Here is a 17,521-nt window from a genome sequence, read left to right on the forward strand (position 1 = left end):
CGTGCATGGCACACCTGCCTCGCCACTATGTACATGAGCACGACAACATCAACTCACGATCTGAGGCTCCGGAATCGGCACGACGAACTGTGCGCCCCAGGCGCGGGCAAACGACAGCTGGTTGATGATCTCGCTCTTCAGATTCCACGGAAGAATCAGGATGTAGTCCGGCTTCGTCGCGTTGATCCGCTCAGGCTCGAAAATCGGAATGTGGGTTCCGGGCAAAAATCTTCCCTGCTTATGCGGATTTCTATCGACCGTAAATTCGACAAGTTCACGTCCGACGCCGCAATAGTTCAGCAGCGTGTTTCCCTTGGCCGGAGCGCCGTAACCGACCACTCGCTTGCCTGCGCGCTTCGCCGACACCAGAAACTCGATAAGCTTGCGCTTTGTCTGCGTCGCGCGTTCGCCAAACGCGAGGTAGGCGCTGAGGTCAGCAAAACCGGCATCGATCTCCCGTTGTCGAAGGTCGACCACACGCTCGGAGATAGGATGGCGGCCGGTGGCAGTGCGTTGCGCGAAGATCCGAAGCGATCCTCCATGCGTTGGCAATTCCTCGACGTCGAACAGCGTCAGGCCGTGTGCCGCGAAGATCTTCTCTGCTGTGATGAACGAGAAGTAGGAGAAGTGCTCGTGATAGATGGTGTCGATCTGACACTCGGCACAGAGGCGCATCAGATGAGGAAACTCAATCGTGATGACACCGTTATCGACCAGCAGTGTCTTTAGCCCCCTGACGAAGTCGTTCAGGTCCGGAACGTGTGCCAGCACATTATTGCCGATCAGAAGATCGGCGCGCATGCCTTCCCTTCGTAACGCGCGTGCCGTGCTTTCTCCGAAGAAATCGACGCGGGTCGGAACACCCCTCGAGCGGGCGACCGCTGCGACGTTTTGCGCCGGCTCGATGCCGAGGACCGGCACTTCGCGCTCGACGAAGAACTGTAAAAGGTATCCGTCGTTGCTCGCGACTTCGACCACCTTGCTCTTCGGACCGATGCCGAATCGATCGATCATCGTGGAGACATAGGTCTTCGCATGCTGGAGCCATGACTCGCTGTACGAAGAGAAGTAAGCGTAGTCGCCGAAAATGTTCTCCGGCGTTTCCCATTCCTCGAGCTGCACCAGGTAGCATTCGCTACAAACGAAAACCCGAAGCGGGAAGAAATTCTCGTCGCTGCTCAGCTCCTCTTCTTTCAGATAAGCATTTGCAAGCGGCGACAGCCCGAGATCGACAAAAACATGTTGCAGCTTCGTGCCACAGAAGCGGCAGCAGCTATGTCCGGTCGGTCGCGCCGACGCCTTCGTGGAGCGAAACAGCGGGACCACGGGCTCATGCTTCAACATCGAGCAGCTCCTATAGGCAACCTATCACATTATCCTGATAAGCCTACGTCCTCTCAGCCAACTTCAATTGACAGTCGTCAACTTAACCACTCAATCGGGACAAATGAGGACGATAATCTGATCAGCGGATAGACATATTACCCAGGCGCTTCACCGGCCTGACGCCCGATCAGACGACGGGTTCGCTCACGCTCATGCGCAGCTTGAGGTCGGCTTCAACTTCAGCGAGCGGTGTCCAGTCCAGGTCTCGAGTTGAAATCACTTCAACCTGCAGCGGCCAACTCACCCCGAGCATCGCGTCGTCGTAACGGAGCCCGCCTTCGGCGCAAGAAGTATATGCCTCACCGATCAGGTAGATCAGCTCTGTGTTGTCTTCCAGCGTGATGAAACCGTGGGCGAAGCGTTCCGGCACATAGAGCCCACGTCCGTTTTCCGCTGAGAGGTGAAACGTCACGTGCTGTAGATAAGTTGGAGATTCTGGGCGCAGATCGACGACAACGTCGAAAATCGCCCCTCTCGTGCAGCGTATGTATTTGGTCTCCGCCACCGGCGGGTATTGAAAGTGCAAGCCGCGCAACGTGCCCCGTTTTGCGTTGAAACTGATATTCCCTTGCGAGACCGCCGGCTTCAAACCGTTTGCCGAAAACTCCTCGCGGCAATAGACCCTCGCGAAGTACCCGCGACTGTCCTCGCGGCGATCGACATCGATCGTATAAACGCCCGCGATCCTGGTTTCCGAAAAGATCATCCGTCCGAAGCTACCTCTGAGCCACCTTGCCTGCCATGTTCGCCCATGTCGGCGGCTTTCGAAATAGGAAATTGAGGCTTACGCCAGTTTAAGGCTCGTCAATCCGACGCGCTCGGCTCCCTAACGACGCCTCGAGATGACCGTTCCTCGTCAGAAAAGGGCAGCCTGCAGGACACGCGCGGCCGCCCAAAGCCATACATAGATCCAAGCCAGAGTACAGCCCAAGGCCGACAGAACAACGAGCATCGCCCAATTGATCCGCCGGTCGACGCCAGAGGCATCGTTTACCGGCTGGCTCCGTGGCCTAACCTCATCCAGCTGCGACATCGCGCGCACTCATTCCTCGACTGAACGAGAGCGGGCAGCATATCCGTGGGCAACTACGCCGATCTGAGAAATCTCAATAACAATGACGGAGGCGAGGTGAAGAATGGATGGTCGCTCGCCGTCGGGACAACGTTTCGTCTTCGACGTACGGCGATCTGGCAGCCTTTCTGCCCGCCCTGCTTGATCCGGTGACCCCGATCAGGAAGTCAGGTAGTCCGCTCGAGCTAGGCGCTGCGAGAGCGTCTTCGCAAGCGGAGGCTCTCTCACGCTAATCGCAGATCGCGGCAGAAGGAACGCTAGCGGGTTCTTGTCGGAGTGGCTTCGGCACTGGTCAATGCGCGGGCTAGTTTCCCTCGCGGCTCCGCATCGTCATGCCGACGAATTCGCTGCCATTCCTTTTGGAGCAAGATCGCTGCCCACAACATGTGGGCCAGAACGCAAAGCGCAAACAGATGCTGTAACCAGAGCATCGCATCCCATCCTGAGAATCGGCGGTCCCGTGCCGCGTTGCTTCTCAGCACGATGCAAACAGAATTGTATTAAGACAGTCTTGACGCGGACCAGTCGCACGAAGGGGCGGCTACGAGTGCCGGCGATTCGACTTTCGCCTCGCAGCCTTTTCGGCGAATCAACGCTATCAACGCGGCGCGGTCAGTTCCGTAGCTCCGGCGTATCCGCAAGTCAATTATTCCGCGCGCCAGATCGCGTTATTAACTGCGACGCCGAGCGCGCAGTGCGGCCGCTTCGACTGCTCGCCGCCCCTCAAACCCTCAAAGTCGTCCGGAAATCGGTTCAGCTGCGCTCCAGCACCGGGCGAAGCGTCGGAATGGACTTTGGCTAACCCAACTGGCGGCGCAATGGGTTAGCCCGCGGTTCAGTAGGCATTGTCCGACTTTAGAATGCGGACAACCGTCAGTAGCAGAATACGAATGTCGAGCCACAGCGACCAATACTCGATGTACCAGAGATCGCTATCGACACGCTGCTTCATCATCCCAACCTCGGGCGTTTCGCCGCGATAGCCGTTGACTTGAGCCCAACCGGTGATGCCCGGCTTCATCTTGTGCCGGATCGCGTATGTCGCAATGAGCCGATCATATTCATTGTCGTGCGCCAGCGCGTGCGGACGAGGGCCGACCAAGGACATTTCTCCGCGCAAAACATTGAAAAGCTGCGGGATTTCGTCGATGCTGAGTTTCCGCAGAAGCGCTCCGAGATGAGTTATGCGCTTGTCATTCCTTGTCGCCTGAACGACGATCGGCCCGTCATCACGCGCGCGCATTGTTCTGAACTTATAGATTCGGAACGGCCGTCCGTTGAAGCCGACCCGCGTCTGGAGAAACAACGCGGGTCCCGGCGTTTCAAGGCGTATCGCCGCCGCGATCACCGCGATGAACGGAGCCAGCACAAATAAGCCTAACGCAGCCAGGATCTGGTCCATCAACCGCTTTAGATTTCTCTGCGCAATGCTGAGAGGAGCGCGCTGAAGCTCCACAGCCTTGGTTGGGCCTAGCTCAAACAGCGGATGCCTGAGGACGCGGCTTGTCATCATATCCGGCACGAGCTTGACCGGAATGGGAAGCATCCGCAATTCGCTTTCGACCTCATGGATGACGTCGGGCCGATTCCACGGAAGCACCAGGACCACTTCGTCGATTCTTTCTTCCCGGACGCAACGCACGACCTCGCGCATGCGCTCTTTCAGCTCTTCCTTGTGCAGTCCGGCGTCGTTTTGGCCGGGAAGCTGAAACACTGCAGCGACCGAATAGCCATAACGCTCGAGGACCGGTAGTGCGTCGTTGGCGGCAAGCTCTTGCGGCGATCCCACTAGAACTACCCGGTTTGGCGCCAGGGCCCGCGACGCCACGACGTAAGTGCAGACACTCGCCACAGCTATCCTCGACGCGGCGGTAACGATTAGTCCGCCCGAAAAGAACAGTAGCATCTCGCCGCGCGAGAACATCGCCCCGATCTTCAACAAGAACGCGAGGCTCGCCAGAAACACAAAGACGCCCACCCAGATGAGAACCGATCGCCCAACCCGCCGCTTCAGCAGGTTCGGCGCCCGATAGAGGCCGGCGGCATGAGCAAACGCCGAATAGAGCATCGCGACCGCCATGCCGGATCCGACGTAATTTCCGGCGTCTCCATAACCTCCTCGCGCCAGCGCATCGTAAAGGAGACCGGCGCCGATACCGAGCAGCACAATCCAGCAGAGGTCGAGGACCGCCACCAGTGGTGATACGATATTCAACGAGATCGGAGCTGCGAGTTGCTCGCGTGATGCAGAAGCCGCAAGGTTCGTCGCTAGATCCGAGTCAGGCATCGCATCCATTGAGAGCCTCCTGCTCGCATGGTGAAACCCGCACGACCGCGTAGATGCGTCAGTCTCCGGCGATTCGCTGCAAACCCTGCAGGTTGATGAAGCGGATCGTCTTGCGGTTCGGCAGATCGATAAGCTTCTTCGTCTTGAACTCAGCCAGTGTGCGGCAGACCGTTTCGAGCGAGGTGCCCACGTGGTCGGCAATATCAGCGCGCGAAAGCAGAAGCTGAAGCGCGAGCGGCCGCTTCGGATCCTCCGGCAAGTGCTTTCGAATGCGCAGCAGGAACCATGCGATACGAGCGATGCTGTTCTTCTGGGTCATGCTGATGACCAGCGACAAGGTGTCGGCGAGAACCTGACGCGCTCCGCAAGGCTCGCTGTTGTGGCAAATGCCGGACACCGTCGAAAGGCGCACGCGACAGTTGGTGACGGCCTCGGCCGTGAACTGCTGGCACGACGATTGGGTGGGCATGACAACGTCGCCAGGCCAATAGAAAGCCAAAATCTGCCGATTACCGTTCTCGAGCAGTCGAACAGCCCGAACAACGCCTTCGACGATTTCGATCTTCTGGGGCTGCTCCTCACCTTCCCAAAACAGGGCCCGACCGCGGGGGATGAGCGATGCAGTGGGGGGCCGGCGGCTTTCGATTGGAACGTTTTGCGGCTCACCATACAAGAGCGGTGGCACTTTGCAGGGAATCGCCTCAGAAAGAGTTGCAGCACGCATTCTTTCAACCCCTCAAGTATTGACGCTTGAAGGGTGGCACGCAGAAAATTTTTCAAAAATTCGGGCTGATGTTCTAGACGGTGTACGTCGGGCACTAGGCCGTTCGGCTTAGGTCCTCAGGGGTCAAAATCTATACGCTGCCCGTGCAATCATCAGTGCGCGGGCTTATTGCTTCATTCCAAAGCATTGACGACGTGAACCGCGACGACACTGCAATCCTCGGCAGCTTCAAGGCCAAAGTGCAGCCGGCGTGAAAACGAATCAGCAAGCGATCCGTTCCGTTGCATTGTAGATTTATTTTATGCGCGCTCACGTTGAGAGAGCCGGGTTAAGGCCCACCTCCGCGTAGAAACAAAGCCGTTTCGCCATCCACAACGCGGTATGTGCGTATGGTACCGACGACGAACCCTTTGCTATCGGGCAAGTACGCTGATTCGCAGCGCGACGCATCTGCAATGACCGCGCTCGCGGTATTCGGCTGCTGTTTAAATCGCCACTCGTGCAGTCAGCGTCCGATGGAAGGGTGTCGAGACCATTCGTCGTTACGCTCTTGCGCGCATGCCGCCCGGTCCGATCATGAACCGGTTATTGAACCGGCTTTCGAAGCGGGTGCTCGATCCCACCAGCTTCGCGGCCATGAAGGCCGCCTCGGTGCGATTGCGCGCGCCAAGAGCACGCAGAAGCGCTGCAGTATGAATCTTGGTTGTTCCTTCGGCGATGCGCAGATGTTTGGCAATTTCCTTGTTCGACATGCCCTGGGCAAGCAGCGGCAAGATCTCATGCTGGCGAGGCGTGAGCTTCAGTGTCTGCGGCCGCACATTGACGGAAGGTAAAATATCCGGCCTGCCGCCATCACCATCCGCGAGCCATCGGGGGACGTATATCCGGCCCGAAAGCAAGTCGTTGATAGCCGTAAGCAGTTCGTCGTCAGATTGCAGCTTGTACACAAAGCCGTGGAATCCGGCAGAAAGACAATTCAAAACATCGACCCGGGTGTTCGAATTGGACATCACCGCGAAGCGCGTTCGTGGATTCAACTCGTGCACCTCCTTCAGCAAACCCAAGGAACGCTGAGTTAGACTTCCGGAATCGATCAGGACGAGATCAAAGCATGCTCTCTCATCCACGCACTCTATGGCCGAAGCTTCGACCACGCGAGATTCGACAACTCTCGCCTCAATAACATCACGGAGTCCGCTCCGATAAACGCCGTGTTCATCGACCACCAAGATCACAGACACGATAAAATCCTCCAGGTCCCCCTAATCCACCCAGGAGCCCAGTACCTGCAGTTCAGTTCACCTCCGGCATGTGTGTCCCCAATACTTGCGCAGCGGTAGACGGAGTAGCGCTTCCGCAGCGCAACAATACTAGATGCCATTCGCGAATTGTCAAAGCGCGTAAATCTTTCTTCATCTTCGACAACAATTTGATGAAGTCGATCCTGTTCACAGCGATGAAGTGCAAAAAGTTTGAGTGGGCAATTGTAATCTCTGACTGCAGTTTGGCTGACTGAAGCGGTAGGAAAATGGTCATCAACATGCCTATATCGTGGGCACGATGGCACGCGCTTCATCGGGGAGGAAGCAAAAACGCCGAACACCCAATAATGATTTTTGTAGCCGCGAACGGCTGGACAGTAACCCGCCACCACCGGCGGCACGCTAAAAGCACGCCTGCCGGTGTCGGGTAACCTTCGCTGCCTGGTACGCCTCGGGCGAACGGCGAGCGATGGCGGGCCGAAGGCCCCTTAGCTGGTCCTAAAGGTTAACGGCAGCCGGGAGCATTTCCTTGATCGGCGTCCACAATAGGCGCGGATCCAGTTGTTCGGTCGACCGCAGATGGCGGAGTTCAGAAAGCCTCGTAAACGGCGCTGCGTTGAATGTCGCGTCATCGAGCCTAATTCGCTCGAACACACCCTTCAGTTGCAATGCCCCACGCTCTGCACTCCACTGACAGCGGAAGCTCGGCATATGTTTCTTAATTTTCGCGAACGAGACTCGGTAACTGCGAGTGTCCGGACCGCTTGGACCATAGCTCACCTCGCTTCCAGCGAACGTCCGACCGACGATCTCGGCAATTTCGCGCACGGTATAATTCTGGGCGTCGTCGCCGACATTGAAGGCTTCGCCGCACACAGCCTCTCGCGGTGCTTCCAACGCGCACAGGATCGCCTGGCAGATGTCATCAACGTGCACGAGCGGCCGGCAGGGCGTCCCGTCGCTCATGACGCGAACCTTGCCGGTCGTAAAAGCGAAGCCGGCGAGATTGTTGAGAACAAGGTCGAAACGCTGTCTCGGCGAGGCACCGAATGCGGTCGCGTTGCGCAGGAATATCGGCGTGAAATGCGGGTCGACCATTTCCCGCAGATCACGCTCCACCAAAATCTTGCAGCGCGCATAAGCGGTCTGCGGCTCGAAGCTCGATGTCTCTGACTTGATCTCGTCGCCCGCAGCCCCATAGATGCTGCACGAGGAGGCGTAGACGAAGCGTCCGACACCCGCAGCCTTGCATTTTCTCGCGAAATCGACCGAGCCGCGATGGTTGATCTCCATCGTGATCTCAGGATCGTTCTCTCCGAGCGGGTCATTGGAAAGCTCGGCGAGATGAACCACAGCGTCGATTCCCACAAGATCGGCTTGCGAGAGCTGGCGCGTATCCTTTGAGATGACCATCGGCCTGGTTTGTCCATCATCGAACAGCCAACCCCGACGATACAGTCCGGTATCGATACCGGTCACGTCGTGACCGCGGCCGAGCAGTTTGGGACCGAGCACTGCGCCAATATAACCATCGGCTCCGGTGTAGAGAATGCGCATTGTGTTTCCTTACGTATGTGCCGGAGCGGCGGAAGATGCTGCCCTGCCAGCGACGGAAGCTGCCTTGTCCCAAACGCACCAAGGCGGATCTCCGCGATCCCACAGCTCCTGCAGGACCATCTTGTCCCGAAGCGTATCCATGTTCTGCCAGTAACCGTGGTGCCGATAAACTGCGAGTTGATCCTGCTCGACCAGGCGGGCGAGCGGCTCGTTCTCCCAGCTCGTGCCGTCATCGTCGATGGTATCGAGCGCCTCCGGCTCGACGACGAAGAAGCCTCCGTTGATGACCTGACCGTCGCGCACGTCCTTCTCGCGAAACTTGGCTGCACGCGGACGATCCGACGACAGGTTGAGCGCACCAAAGCGGCCGGGCAGCTGCACCGCGGTTACCGTCGCAAGCGCTCCCTGCTGGTGATGGAAGGTGACGAGCTCACGAATGTTCACGTCACTGACGCCATCGCCGTAGGTCAGGCAGAAGGTCGAATTCCCCAGATGCTCTCGGACGCGCTTCAACCTGCCGCCGGTCATCGTCTTCTCGCCGGTATCAACCAGCGTGACCTTCCAGGGCTCGCTGTCGTTCCGGTGATTTTCAATCTCGTTCCGCCGGAGATCGATCGTGAAGTCGCCCTGATGAGCAAAATAGCTCAGGAAGTAATCCTTGATCACCGAGCCCTTGTAGCCACAGCAAATGACGAAGTCGTTGAGACCATGATGCGAGTACAGCTTCATGATGTGCCAGAGGATCGGACGCCCGCCGATTTCGACCAATGGCTTCGGAACGACCGTCGTGTGCTCACTGAGGCGCGTTCCATACCCGCCCGCGAGAATAACCACTTTCATGGACATCTCCTGTCTCTCCACCGGCGTGCGGCAGCTGCAGCCACGGGCCGCCCGCTCCAGCGGTATGTCACGACCATTAAGCGAAACGGCGCAAGGGAAGTTGACAGCCGTCAACTCGAAAGCGCGCGACGCCCGCATTACTTACGCGCGCCGCACTCTGGATGTTGTCTGCCCTCCAAGCTCGCGCGCGTATGATCGACCGTGGACTGACAGCCATGCTTACTCGATCCACCGACATTCCTCTCTACGTTGACTTCGACAGAACGCTTTGCAAGACGGACTCCCTTTACGAATGCTTCGTGGCCGTCCTGAAGGCTCGTCCGCTCTCACTGTTGGGAATTTTTCCGCGACTGATGTCGTCGAGAGCCGCTTTCAAGGCAGCCCTTTGGAGGCTTGCAGCCGACATCGTTGACATCAGCCACTTTCCGCGAGAGCCGACGGTGTTGAACCTTGTCGCGCAGGCGCGACACGACGGCCGGCGGGTCGCGCTGGTCAGCGCCGCGGATGCGGAGATGCTTCGCTCCGATCCTTCGCTTGCCGCGATCTTTGACGAAATCATCGGCAGCGATGGCAGCACCAACCTCAAAGGCAATACCAAAGCGGCTGCGCTGAAAGAGCGAAGTCCTTACGGATTTGAATATGTCGGCGACAGCAGCGCAGATATCCCCGTATTCGAGGCGGCTCAGCGGGGGTACGGCGTCGGCCTATCGAGCTCGACCGCCGGCGCGTTGGCTGCGCGTGGGATTTCGGTGGAGCAGCTCGTCCCACCGTCAGATTGCGTGCGGGCCCTCATTAAATCCTTTCGATTGCATCAGTGGTTCAAGAACGTCCTGATCTTCATTCCTCCTGCCTTGACGGTCGGCTCGCTCGGCATCAACGATATCGTTGGAGTGACGATCGGGTTTTTCCTGATGGGCGTCCTCGCGAGTGGCACTTACCTGGTCAACGATCTGTTCGACCTTCAAGCTGACCGTCGCCACCCGCGTAAGGCGAAGCGGCCGTTGGCGAGCGGCAGGCTGCCGATCAGCTGGGCGTTAGTCGCAGCGCCCGCCATGATCTTGTTTGCGCTCGTCGGCGGCTACCTGCTCAGCCCTGCCTTCGCGGGGACCCTGGGATTGTACGTCGTACTGACACTTGGTTATTCGTTTCGCCTCAAAAGAACCGCACTGCTCGACGTTCTGGTAATCGGCTTGTTGTTTACCCTGCGCGTCGTCGCCGGCATGGCGCTCATTTCCGCGCCTTCATCGCAATGGCTTTTGATCTTCTCCGTCTTCTTCTTCACCGGCCTCGCTCTGATGAAGCGCGATGCGGAAATCGCCCTGCGCGTCGGAGCGCAACAACAGGCCCTTCAGGGCCGCGGCTACAATGTCGATGATCGGTTCTTTATCCAAGTCGCGGGTATCGCGACTTCGATCGCCTCTCTGGTCATCTTTGCGCTTTTCATCGTCGCGATCTTCGAAAACAGCCGCCAATACTCCTCACCCTACTTCCTGTGGGCCGCCTATTTCCTTCTGGCGTACTGGATGTTGCGCCTTTGGTTTATCTGCTTTCGCGGGCAAATGAATGACGATCCGATCGAATTTGCAGTCAAGGACCCGACGAGTATGGGGATTTTCCTTGGTATCGGCGCGGTCTGCGTCTTGGCGCAGCTCCTATAAGGCTCTTGGCGCGAACGAAAAATACCTATGACCAAAATAGCTCGTGAGTATCAGTGACGCGAGACCTGTTCCGTGCGCAATCGTCTCGGCATAGGGGAAAAGGCCGATCGTCGGAAACAGATAATGTGCCAGAGCAACGCTCACGAGCCAAACTTGAGTAAGCCCGACTAAGTTGATGAGCCCAAATCGTACAAACTCGCTTGCGACCGTCCGGCCTGATCGTCCGAAGACATAGAGCCTGTTCAACACATAGGCGATTGCCATACCGCAGAAATAGGCAAGCACGATCGACAGACCATAGGTGATCACCGTACCAAGGGCGGTCCGCAATGCGAGATTGACGACAGCTGAGAATCCGCTGACCAATACAAAGACAATGAACTTGCTGTCCGGCTTCATTCGGAACGTTTATTGATCCGCCTCGCCATTTCGGCGCCGAATCGGACGCTTTCGGCGATGCCGCGATCCTCCGGGTAATAAAAGCAAGTGTCTGCGATCTGCAATCCAGCGATTGGCGTCTCGACTGGGGGAAGCATCGCCTGAAATCCCGGCGGGCAGACCGGTTGAGCATGACGCAACCTCCCGACATGCATGCCGAGAAAGTCGGCGTCGGTGATTGCCGGATTTATGCGCTTCAAATAGCCGAACGCTTCAGCTTTGAAGTATGCGTCGTCCTTGCTCCATTTCGGCTGCGTTGTCGGCATATAATAGGGTATGTACACGATGGCGTCGCCCGTGGGCCGCAAGTTCGAGAACTCTATGATGCCGGGAATCTGGAATGTCGGGTCGATGATGTTGATCCAGAAATGCGGAGACACGGAATGGCGCAATTTGAAAACCACGCAGATGACGCCAATATTCTGGATCGCATCGTATTTCGCCCTCCACTCATCGGATAACGAAGGCACGAGGCGAGACACGTGAGGCGTCGGCACGGTACAGATCACCGCGTCGGCAACGAACTTCCTCTCACCCGCGACCACTCCGGATACTCTTCCCGCCTCACTTGTAATTTCCGTCGCGGGGCATCCAAGCTCGATCCGCCCGCCCCTTTTCTTAATTTCAGTGACGAGCGCCTGAATCAGCGTTTCGGAGCCGCCATCTATAAAACCAAGTTCCTCCTGGAACATTGACCGACGCGATGTGCCGACCCGCTTAATGCGGGTCCAGATCCAGGCCGCGGAAACATTGTCGGCGTACTCATAGAACTTCAGGTCGAACAAAGGTTTCCAGAGCTTGCGATAGACTCCCTCACCGCACCACCTCACGATCCAGTCCTTGGCCGAGAGATTTTCCAGGCGCGACCAGTCCTTTCGCTTCGTCTGCAGAAACATCATCGCGCCATAACGAAGCTTCTCAACAGCGGAGAGCTTGGGAAAGGCCAACAGCGACAGTGGATCACCCCACGGGTAAAGCCGGCCGTCCACGTAGTATCCCATGGACGTCGGCACCCAGCGCAGCCGATCACCGATGCCGAGTTCCTCCATCAGCGCGAACGTGGGTTGGTCGGCCTTGCAGATGAAATGATAGTAGCGCTCAAGCGACAAGCCGTCGAAATCGAAGTGCGCGGCCATGCCGCCCGCCTGCGACCCCGCCTCGAGCACCGTCACGTCATGGCCAAGCTTCAGCGCATGATAGGCTGCCGCCAGACCCATGGCGCCAGCGCCGAGAACGACTGTGCGCGTCATTCAGATCTCCATGATCTGCGAGTTTGTGGGATCGTGAAACGTAGCCTCCAACGCAGCCAACAGCGGCGTTGACGTCACACCGAACATTGTCGGCCAGTCGATCACCTCGAACACGTCAGGCGTCGCCAGCGCCTCAAGCTGTTTCGTTGTAAAGGGAGGATCGGGGTCGAACGCCGTATAAAGCGACAAGAGGACGTGAAAGAGGCCGTATGGAATGTTGACGAACGCGGCCTTCGCCCCGGTAATCACCTTCACCAAGCGCATCAGCTCGATGAACGTGATCTGCTCCAAGCCCGAGATGTTGTACACTGCCCTGTTCGGGCGACGCTCAATGCAGGAGATGACGATCTCGCAGAAGTCCCCAGCATAAAGTGGTTGACGCAGGTATTCGCCGCGCCCCGGAATCGGAAACACGGGTGTTTTCCGCATGAACCTTGCAAGCCACGCAACGTGTTTGCGGTCGAACGGACCGAACATCAAGGTCGGGCGCAGGATGGCATACGGCAGGCCCGAATTGGCATAGATGCGCTCTCGCTGAGTCTTGGTTTCGACATACCAGTCGGATGCGGCGCTCTCGACCGCCGACGAACTGATACCCACGAGGTAGGCATTATTGCGCGGCTTAAGCGCGTCGATAACGCGCTGCGTGGCGACCACGTTGTTGTCGATATAGGCCTGCGGATCAATGCCGCCAATCTGCGCATGCGAGATCACGACGATATCGCTGGCGCCGACTGCATCCTGCCAGCCGTCCGTCCGGGCAAGATCAACCTCGAGGATGCGGATATCAGGATGCAGCGAGCGCAGGGCGCGAGTGCTGGCGGGGTGCTTATCCAGGGCCACGATGTTTGCGTAGCCGCGCGCCTTAAGACGCGGAATGAGATTTTGCCCGACCAAGCCGGCGGCGCCGGTTATTGCAATCCGAGCCGTCATACTTTCCCGCTAGATGTTCAGGCGATTGAAAACCGCACGCGGTAGATTACGAACAGTCGTCATGATTCCCCACCAGAACCATGGCGTGTAGACGCAAGGCCTGCCGGAGCGTGCCGCCTTGACGATGTCGCCGGCGACCGCCTCTGCTGTTGCCCATAGCGGCCCCCCTTGATTGGCAATTCCATCGGTCATCGGCGTGATGACGAAGCCCGGCTTGATCAAGACAATGCGGACCCGGCCTGATGCATGCGCGTGTTGCATCCCCTCGACGAAGCGCTCCAGCCCGCCTTTCGCCGCACCATAGATGAAGTTGGTCTTGCGACCGCGGTCACCCGCCACCGAACCGACCACGACGATCGTGAGCGGCGTCAAGGCCGCCTCTTTCACCAGGGCCAGCAACCAGAGCGCAGCGCTCGTGAAATTCACATCGATAAGTGTTCGCGCTTGCGTGAGATCGGCTTCAGCACGCGCCTGATCGCCAAGCATGCCATAGGCGAGCAGGACCTCGTCGAATGTCGCAGAGTGCGCGCGACAGGCCGCCATCGTCGCCTCGACTGCTGATAGGTCAGCCAGGTCCGCAGCGACGAGGGCCGTCGATGACGCACCTCGCGCCATGAGGTCGGCGGCATTTGCCTCCAGCATGTCGGTGCGGCGACCTGCAAGCACAAAGGCGGCGCCTTCTTTGGCTTTAAGCCGCGCATAAGCATGCGCGATTGCCGATGTTGCGCCAAGGATGAGAATACGCTGCGTCATTGCGAGATACGACCAGTTACGCGCCGCCAGAAGTCCGACATGATTGCCGCGTCGCGGCATCGTTCGACCTCCTGCCAGCGTGGATACGACGATTGAAACTGCGCCGCGGTCATGGTGGCATCCTTGGCGGGATAGATGCGGCCGCCGGCGTCAATTGCTATCGCGTTCAAACGGGCTAGCAGCTTGCTTGTGTCATTGCCCTTGTTCGGGAAGTCCAGCGACAGTGTCACGCCTTCGTGCGGAAACGACAGTATTCCAGGCGATGGAAGATTGCCGAAGGTCTTCAAAACCACCAGGAAAGACCCCTGGCGCGCTTCGGCTGCGGTTTGCAGCAGCTGTCGCACCACATCGCCACCCTGCGCCATCGGAACGACGCACTGGAACTGATAAAATCCGCGCGCGCCATAGAGCCTGTTCCACGATCCGACCGCATCGAGCGGATAGAAGAATTTGTCGTAGTGCACTCGTACCAAGCCATCATGCGTGGCCATGCGCCGGTAAAACGCGTTGAAGCTGCGTATCGTCAACGGGTTCAGAATGACTGACGGAGCCGTAAACGGAACCGCAATCGACGGTCTCGGGTGAGCATCGAAAGCACTATCGTCAAGCGGCCGCCCACGCATGTAGAGACCACGGCCAATCGTTGCACCTGTCGCGAAACAGTCGACCCATGCGACCGTATAGGGCCACTTCTCGCTCTCGGCACTGAGGTGGAAGAAATCATCGGTGTTCGCCATCGGCAGCGTTTCAACCTCCAGATAGCTCGATGCGATCTGCAGCAGTTTCAGCTCGAGGTCGACGATGATGCCCGTCAATCCCAGGCCACCGACCGTCGCTGCAAACAGCTCAGGCTGCTGCTCCGGCGAGACTTCGACGATTTCGCTATCAGAACGTGCAAGACGAAGCCGTCGCACATAGCGACCGAACGTTCCTGCCAGGTGATGATTCTTGCCGTGAACGTCGTTGGCGACTGCACCTCCGAGCGTCACGAACTTGGTGCCCGGCGTCACCGGCACGAACCATCCGTTGGGCACCGAAACACGCAGGAGTTCGTCGATCGTCATCCCAGCCTCGACGACAACGACGCCCCTCTGCCAATCCGCGTGAATGAAGCGATCGAGATGGACGGTTTCCAGCAACCTCCCGCCTGAGTTCAGGCAAACGTCGCCATATGAACGTCGAACTCCCACAGGAAGCGTAGTCGATGCGCCGCCGCTGAGCCTTTCGCAAGCTTGCGCAGCATTCGTAAGTCGCACCACCTCATGCAGGTTTGCCGTGAGTCGGCCCCACGCGGAAACCTGGCGCGACGCGCGTCCACCGGTCACCTGAAATCCTCAACGAATGCTCCAAGCGGAACTGAACACCACCGGACGTTCCCGATCCCGTGCACAGTGGAAATGGAGCTTCTTTGCCGTGGGTCTTGAGTCTTCTTCATGCTCATCCCCTCAGGTGAGGGCCACGCATCGTGAATGGATTAACTCAGCGATTTGGAACACTCCGCAAGTATCGCCTTAAGAAGGTTGAGCTCGTCAGAGGTGGCCACTTCGTGGTTAGAGACGACGCAGATCGGCGCTCTGTTCATGGGCAACAGCTGCGGCGGGATGCTCGGAAAGCGCAGCGTGAGCCTTAGCGTCTTATCCAGCATGTTTGATTCGCCATTATCATTACCAAGGCCAACCGTGCTGCTTGTCGGATAATAGCGTCCCCGGAACGCGGCATTGATCTCCTGGGGGTTCGTCCAATGAACCTTGCCTCTTGCGATCAAATCCGATGTCCAACGATACAAGACCTGTTCATGCACGACCCAGATTGCGTCCGACCGCAATGCGGACGGCGTTGGAGGCCAATATTGAGGAAAGCTCTCCGAAAAATACCAATCCTTCGCTCCTTCCGGCAGGGTGAAGTCGAAGACAAGCCGGGCGGTAAGTGAATCAACGAGGATGTTCTTGATCTCCTGCTCTTTTTTCTTCTCCCCTATTCTTTGCAAGGTCTGCGCAACGAGCGGGCCATCTAACTGAAGTCTCTGCAAGCGCACGACGGAATATGCATGGCCGAGCACTGTGACACAAACGAAGACGGCCACAGCCAGACGCTTCAGTTGCCCGTTCAGCTGCGTACCAAGGCCTCGTTTTGCCAAGACGCGCATCACCACGTCGATGGCCTCGACGATCACGCCAATCACCATGAACGACCTGAACAGCAGCTCGATTGACGGCCTTACGTGAATAGTTTTGACGAAAGGATAGGAGGCAACGATGAAGCACAATGTCAGGAATAGCTTCTCGAACGGCAAGCGAAAGGCATATTTGACAGCAGCAAGCGCGGCGAGCACGATCATGCTCGAAAAATAGAAGTAGCCGAGACGAACGCCGCCACCTTCGTGTATGGTCTCACCAAGCAGTATCCAACGCTGGCTGTGGTAACCGATGGCCCGGACCATCTCTGCCACCTGCCCCTCGATCATCAGCGCTGTCATTCCGAGCATTACCGCACCTGCAGCAACGCCAGCAAAAAGCATGCTCACGAGAGCGCGTCGGTCGCGTCTGTTATGCCATAACCACACTGCCGCAATCGCAAATACAATTCCGAGCAATACCGGAGCTGCGAGAACGCTGAGTCCGAGCAGGAACACGCCTGCCGCTTCCACTGCCCGGCCTTGCCCGTAAAATACGTAGTACAGTCCAGCAAACAGAAACGCGAAGCCGACGAATTCAGGGCGGAAGCCGCTGTATGCGAGCGCTCCGAACAGCAGTGCCTGAGAAACCGGCCACCAGATTGAGATCCCAAACGCCCGCTCCAGAAACCGCGCGAAGAACGTCGTCGCAATTGCGCTGCAGATCGCCCAAAGCGCTGCGAGAGCCCAGGTCGAAACTCCAAGGATTTTGGTCCATGCAGCGACGATGTAAAAGAAGAGAGGCGGATAGACGATAAAATGATCGGTTCCGGGAAAGTGCCCGAGCAACCAGGGATTAATGAGCTGACCGGACCTTCCCAGTTCGAGTCCCGCACCAAGATAGAACATGTCGTCGACGAATGGCGCCGGCAGGCCGGCAAATATCAGGCTCAGCCAAAATGCGAGATTAGCTGAGAAGCAAAGTGCAACGCGATGTTGTCGGACTGTCATCATCGGCCCAATCGTTCGTCACTTTATTGGTCTTCCTTCGCCGACGGCGGCAGGGACAAATACATGTGTCGTGGACATGCACGCCTAAGCGTTCGCCCAGACCAGCGGGAAGCTTTCGAAGCGGCCCGCCTTTATCCATCCTTTCGAGCGACTAGCGCTTTCCGCCTACTTTGGTGACGGCAGCGTCAACTGATACCGGCCAGGGTCGGGAGGGCAATGGAACGCCTATAACTGCCG

General features: G+C 57.9%; 14 protein-coding genes. 1 reads left to right on the forward strand and 13 read right to left on the reverse strand.

The genetic code is table 11. The features are described 5' to 3' along the window. Positions 1–48: 48 nt before the first annotated feature. The 7 genes from RCO31_RS09980 to rfbF all read right to left on the reverse strand — a co-directional run bounded on the left by RCO31_RS09980 (position 49) and on the right by rfbF (position 9,128). On the reverse strand, positions 49–1,344 hold the full coding sequence (locus RCO31_RS09980) for a class I SAM-dependent methyltransferase (RefSeq protein WP_308968166.1): 1,296 nt from the start codon (positions 1,342–1,344) through the stop codon (positions 49–51). A 169-nt stretch (positions 1,345–1,513) separates the two neighbouring features. Next, entirely contained in the window at positions 1,514–2,092 is a 579-nt protein-coding gene (gene rfbC / locus RCO31_RS09985; RefSeq protein WP_308968167.1) for a dTDP-4-dehydrorhamnose 3,5-epimerase, read from the reverse strand. Positions 2,093–3,293: 1,201 nt separating this feature from the next. Beyond that, a complete protein-coding gene (locus RCO31_RS09990) occupies positions 3,294–4,754 on the reverse strand; it encodes an undecaprenyl-phosphate glucose phosphotransferase (RefSeq protein ID WP_308968168.1) in 1,461 nt (486 codons plus the stop codon). A 49-nt stretch (positions 4,755–4,803) separates the two neighbouring features. Beyond that, positions 4,804–5,469 (reverse strand): Crp/Fnr family transcriptional regulator, encoded by a 666-nt coding sequence (locus RCO31_RS34715; protein ID WP_374991457.1) that lies wholly within the window; start codon positions 5,467–5,469, stop codon positions 4,804–4,806. Between the two features lie 542 nt (positions 5,470–6,011). After that, a complete protein-coding gene (locus tag RCO31_RS10000; protein ID WP_308968170.1) occupies positions 6,012–6,710 on the reverse strand; it encodes a response regulator transcription factor in 699 nt (232 codons plus the stop codon). Positions 6,711–7,229: 519 nt separating this feature from the next. Then, positions 7,230–8,288 (reverse strand): SDR family oxidoreductase, encoded by a 1,059-nt coding sequence (locus tag RCO31_RS10005; protein WP_308968171.1) that lies wholly within the window; start codon positions 8,286–8,288, stop codon positions 7,230–7,232. 9 nt (positions 8,289–8,297) lie between these two features. Continuing rightward, positions 8,298–9,128 (reverse strand): glucose-1-phosphate cytidylyltransferase, encoded by an 831-nt coding sequence (gene rfbF / locus RCO31_RS10010; protein WP_308968172.1) that lies wholly within the window; start codon positions 9,126–9,128, stop codon positions 8,298–8,300. Between the two features lie 215 nt (positions 9,129–9,343). On the opposite strand from rfbF, the gene RCO31_RS10015 reads away from it, so the two are divergent. Next, positions 9,344–10,786, forward strand: a complete 1,443-nt coding sequence (locus RCO31_RS10015; protein ID WP_308968173.1) for a UbiA family prenyltransferase — start codon at positions 9,344–9,346, stop codon at positions 10,784–10,786. On the opposite strand, the gene RCO31_RS10020 is transcribed toward RCO31_RS10015, so the two are convergent. The 6 genes from RCO31_RS10020 to RCO31_RS10045 form a co-directional block, all read right to left on the reverse strand. Further along, a complete protein-coding gene (locus tag RCO31_RS10020) occupies positions 10,781–11,185 on the reverse strand; it encodes a GtrA family protein (RefSeq protein ID WP_308968174.1) in 405 nt (134 codons plus the stop codon). The genes RCO31_RS10015 and RCO31_RS10020 overlap by 6 nt on opposite strands. Next, positions 11,182–12,474 carry an NAD(P)/FAD-dependent oxidoreductase gene (locus RCO31_RS10025; protein WP_308968175.1) on the reverse strand — a complete coding sequence of 431 codons (1,293 nt, stop codon included), beginning with the start codon at positions 12,472–12,474 and terminating at the stop codon, positions 11,182–11,184. Before RCO31_RS10025 ends, RCO31_RS10020 begins: the two co-directional genes overlap by 4 nt. After that, positions 12,475–13,407: an NAD(P)-dependent oxidoreductase gene (locus tag RCO31_RS10030; RefSeq protein ID WP_308968176.1), complete on the reverse strand. Its 933-nt coding sequence runs from the start codon at positions 13,405–13,407 to the stop codon at positions 12,475–12,477. Positions 13,408–13,416: 9 nt separating this feature from the next. Continuing rightward, positions 13,417–14,220 carry an SDR family NAD(P)-dependent oxidoreductase gene (locus tag RCO31_RS10035; protein WP_308968177.1) on the reverse strand — a complete coding sequence of 268 codons (804 nt, stop codon included), beginning with the start codon at positions 14,218–14,220 and terminating at the stop codon, positions 13,417–13,419. Then, complete coding sequence (locus RCO31_RS10040) at positions 14,157–15,485, reverse strand: FAD-binding oxidoreductase (RefSeq protein ID WP_308968178.1); 1,329 nt, start codon at positions 15,483–15,485, stop codon at positions 14,157–14,159. Before RCO31_RS10040 ends, RCO31_RS10035 begins: the two co-directional genes overlap by 64 nt. Before the next feature lie 149 nt (positions 15,486–15,634). After that, positions 15,635–17,287, reverse strand: a complete 1,653-nt coding sequence (locus RCO31_RS10045) for a hypothetical protein (protein ID WP_308968179.1) — start codon at positions 17,285–17,287, stop codon at positions 15,635–15,637. Positions 17,288–17,521: the final 234 nt, after the last annotated feature.

Origin of the sequence: Bradyrhizobium sp. LHD-71 (assembly GCF_031157255.1) — a bacterium.
Lineage (GTDB): Bacteria > Pseudomonadota > Alphaproteobacteria > Rhizobiales > Xanthobacteraceae > P52-10.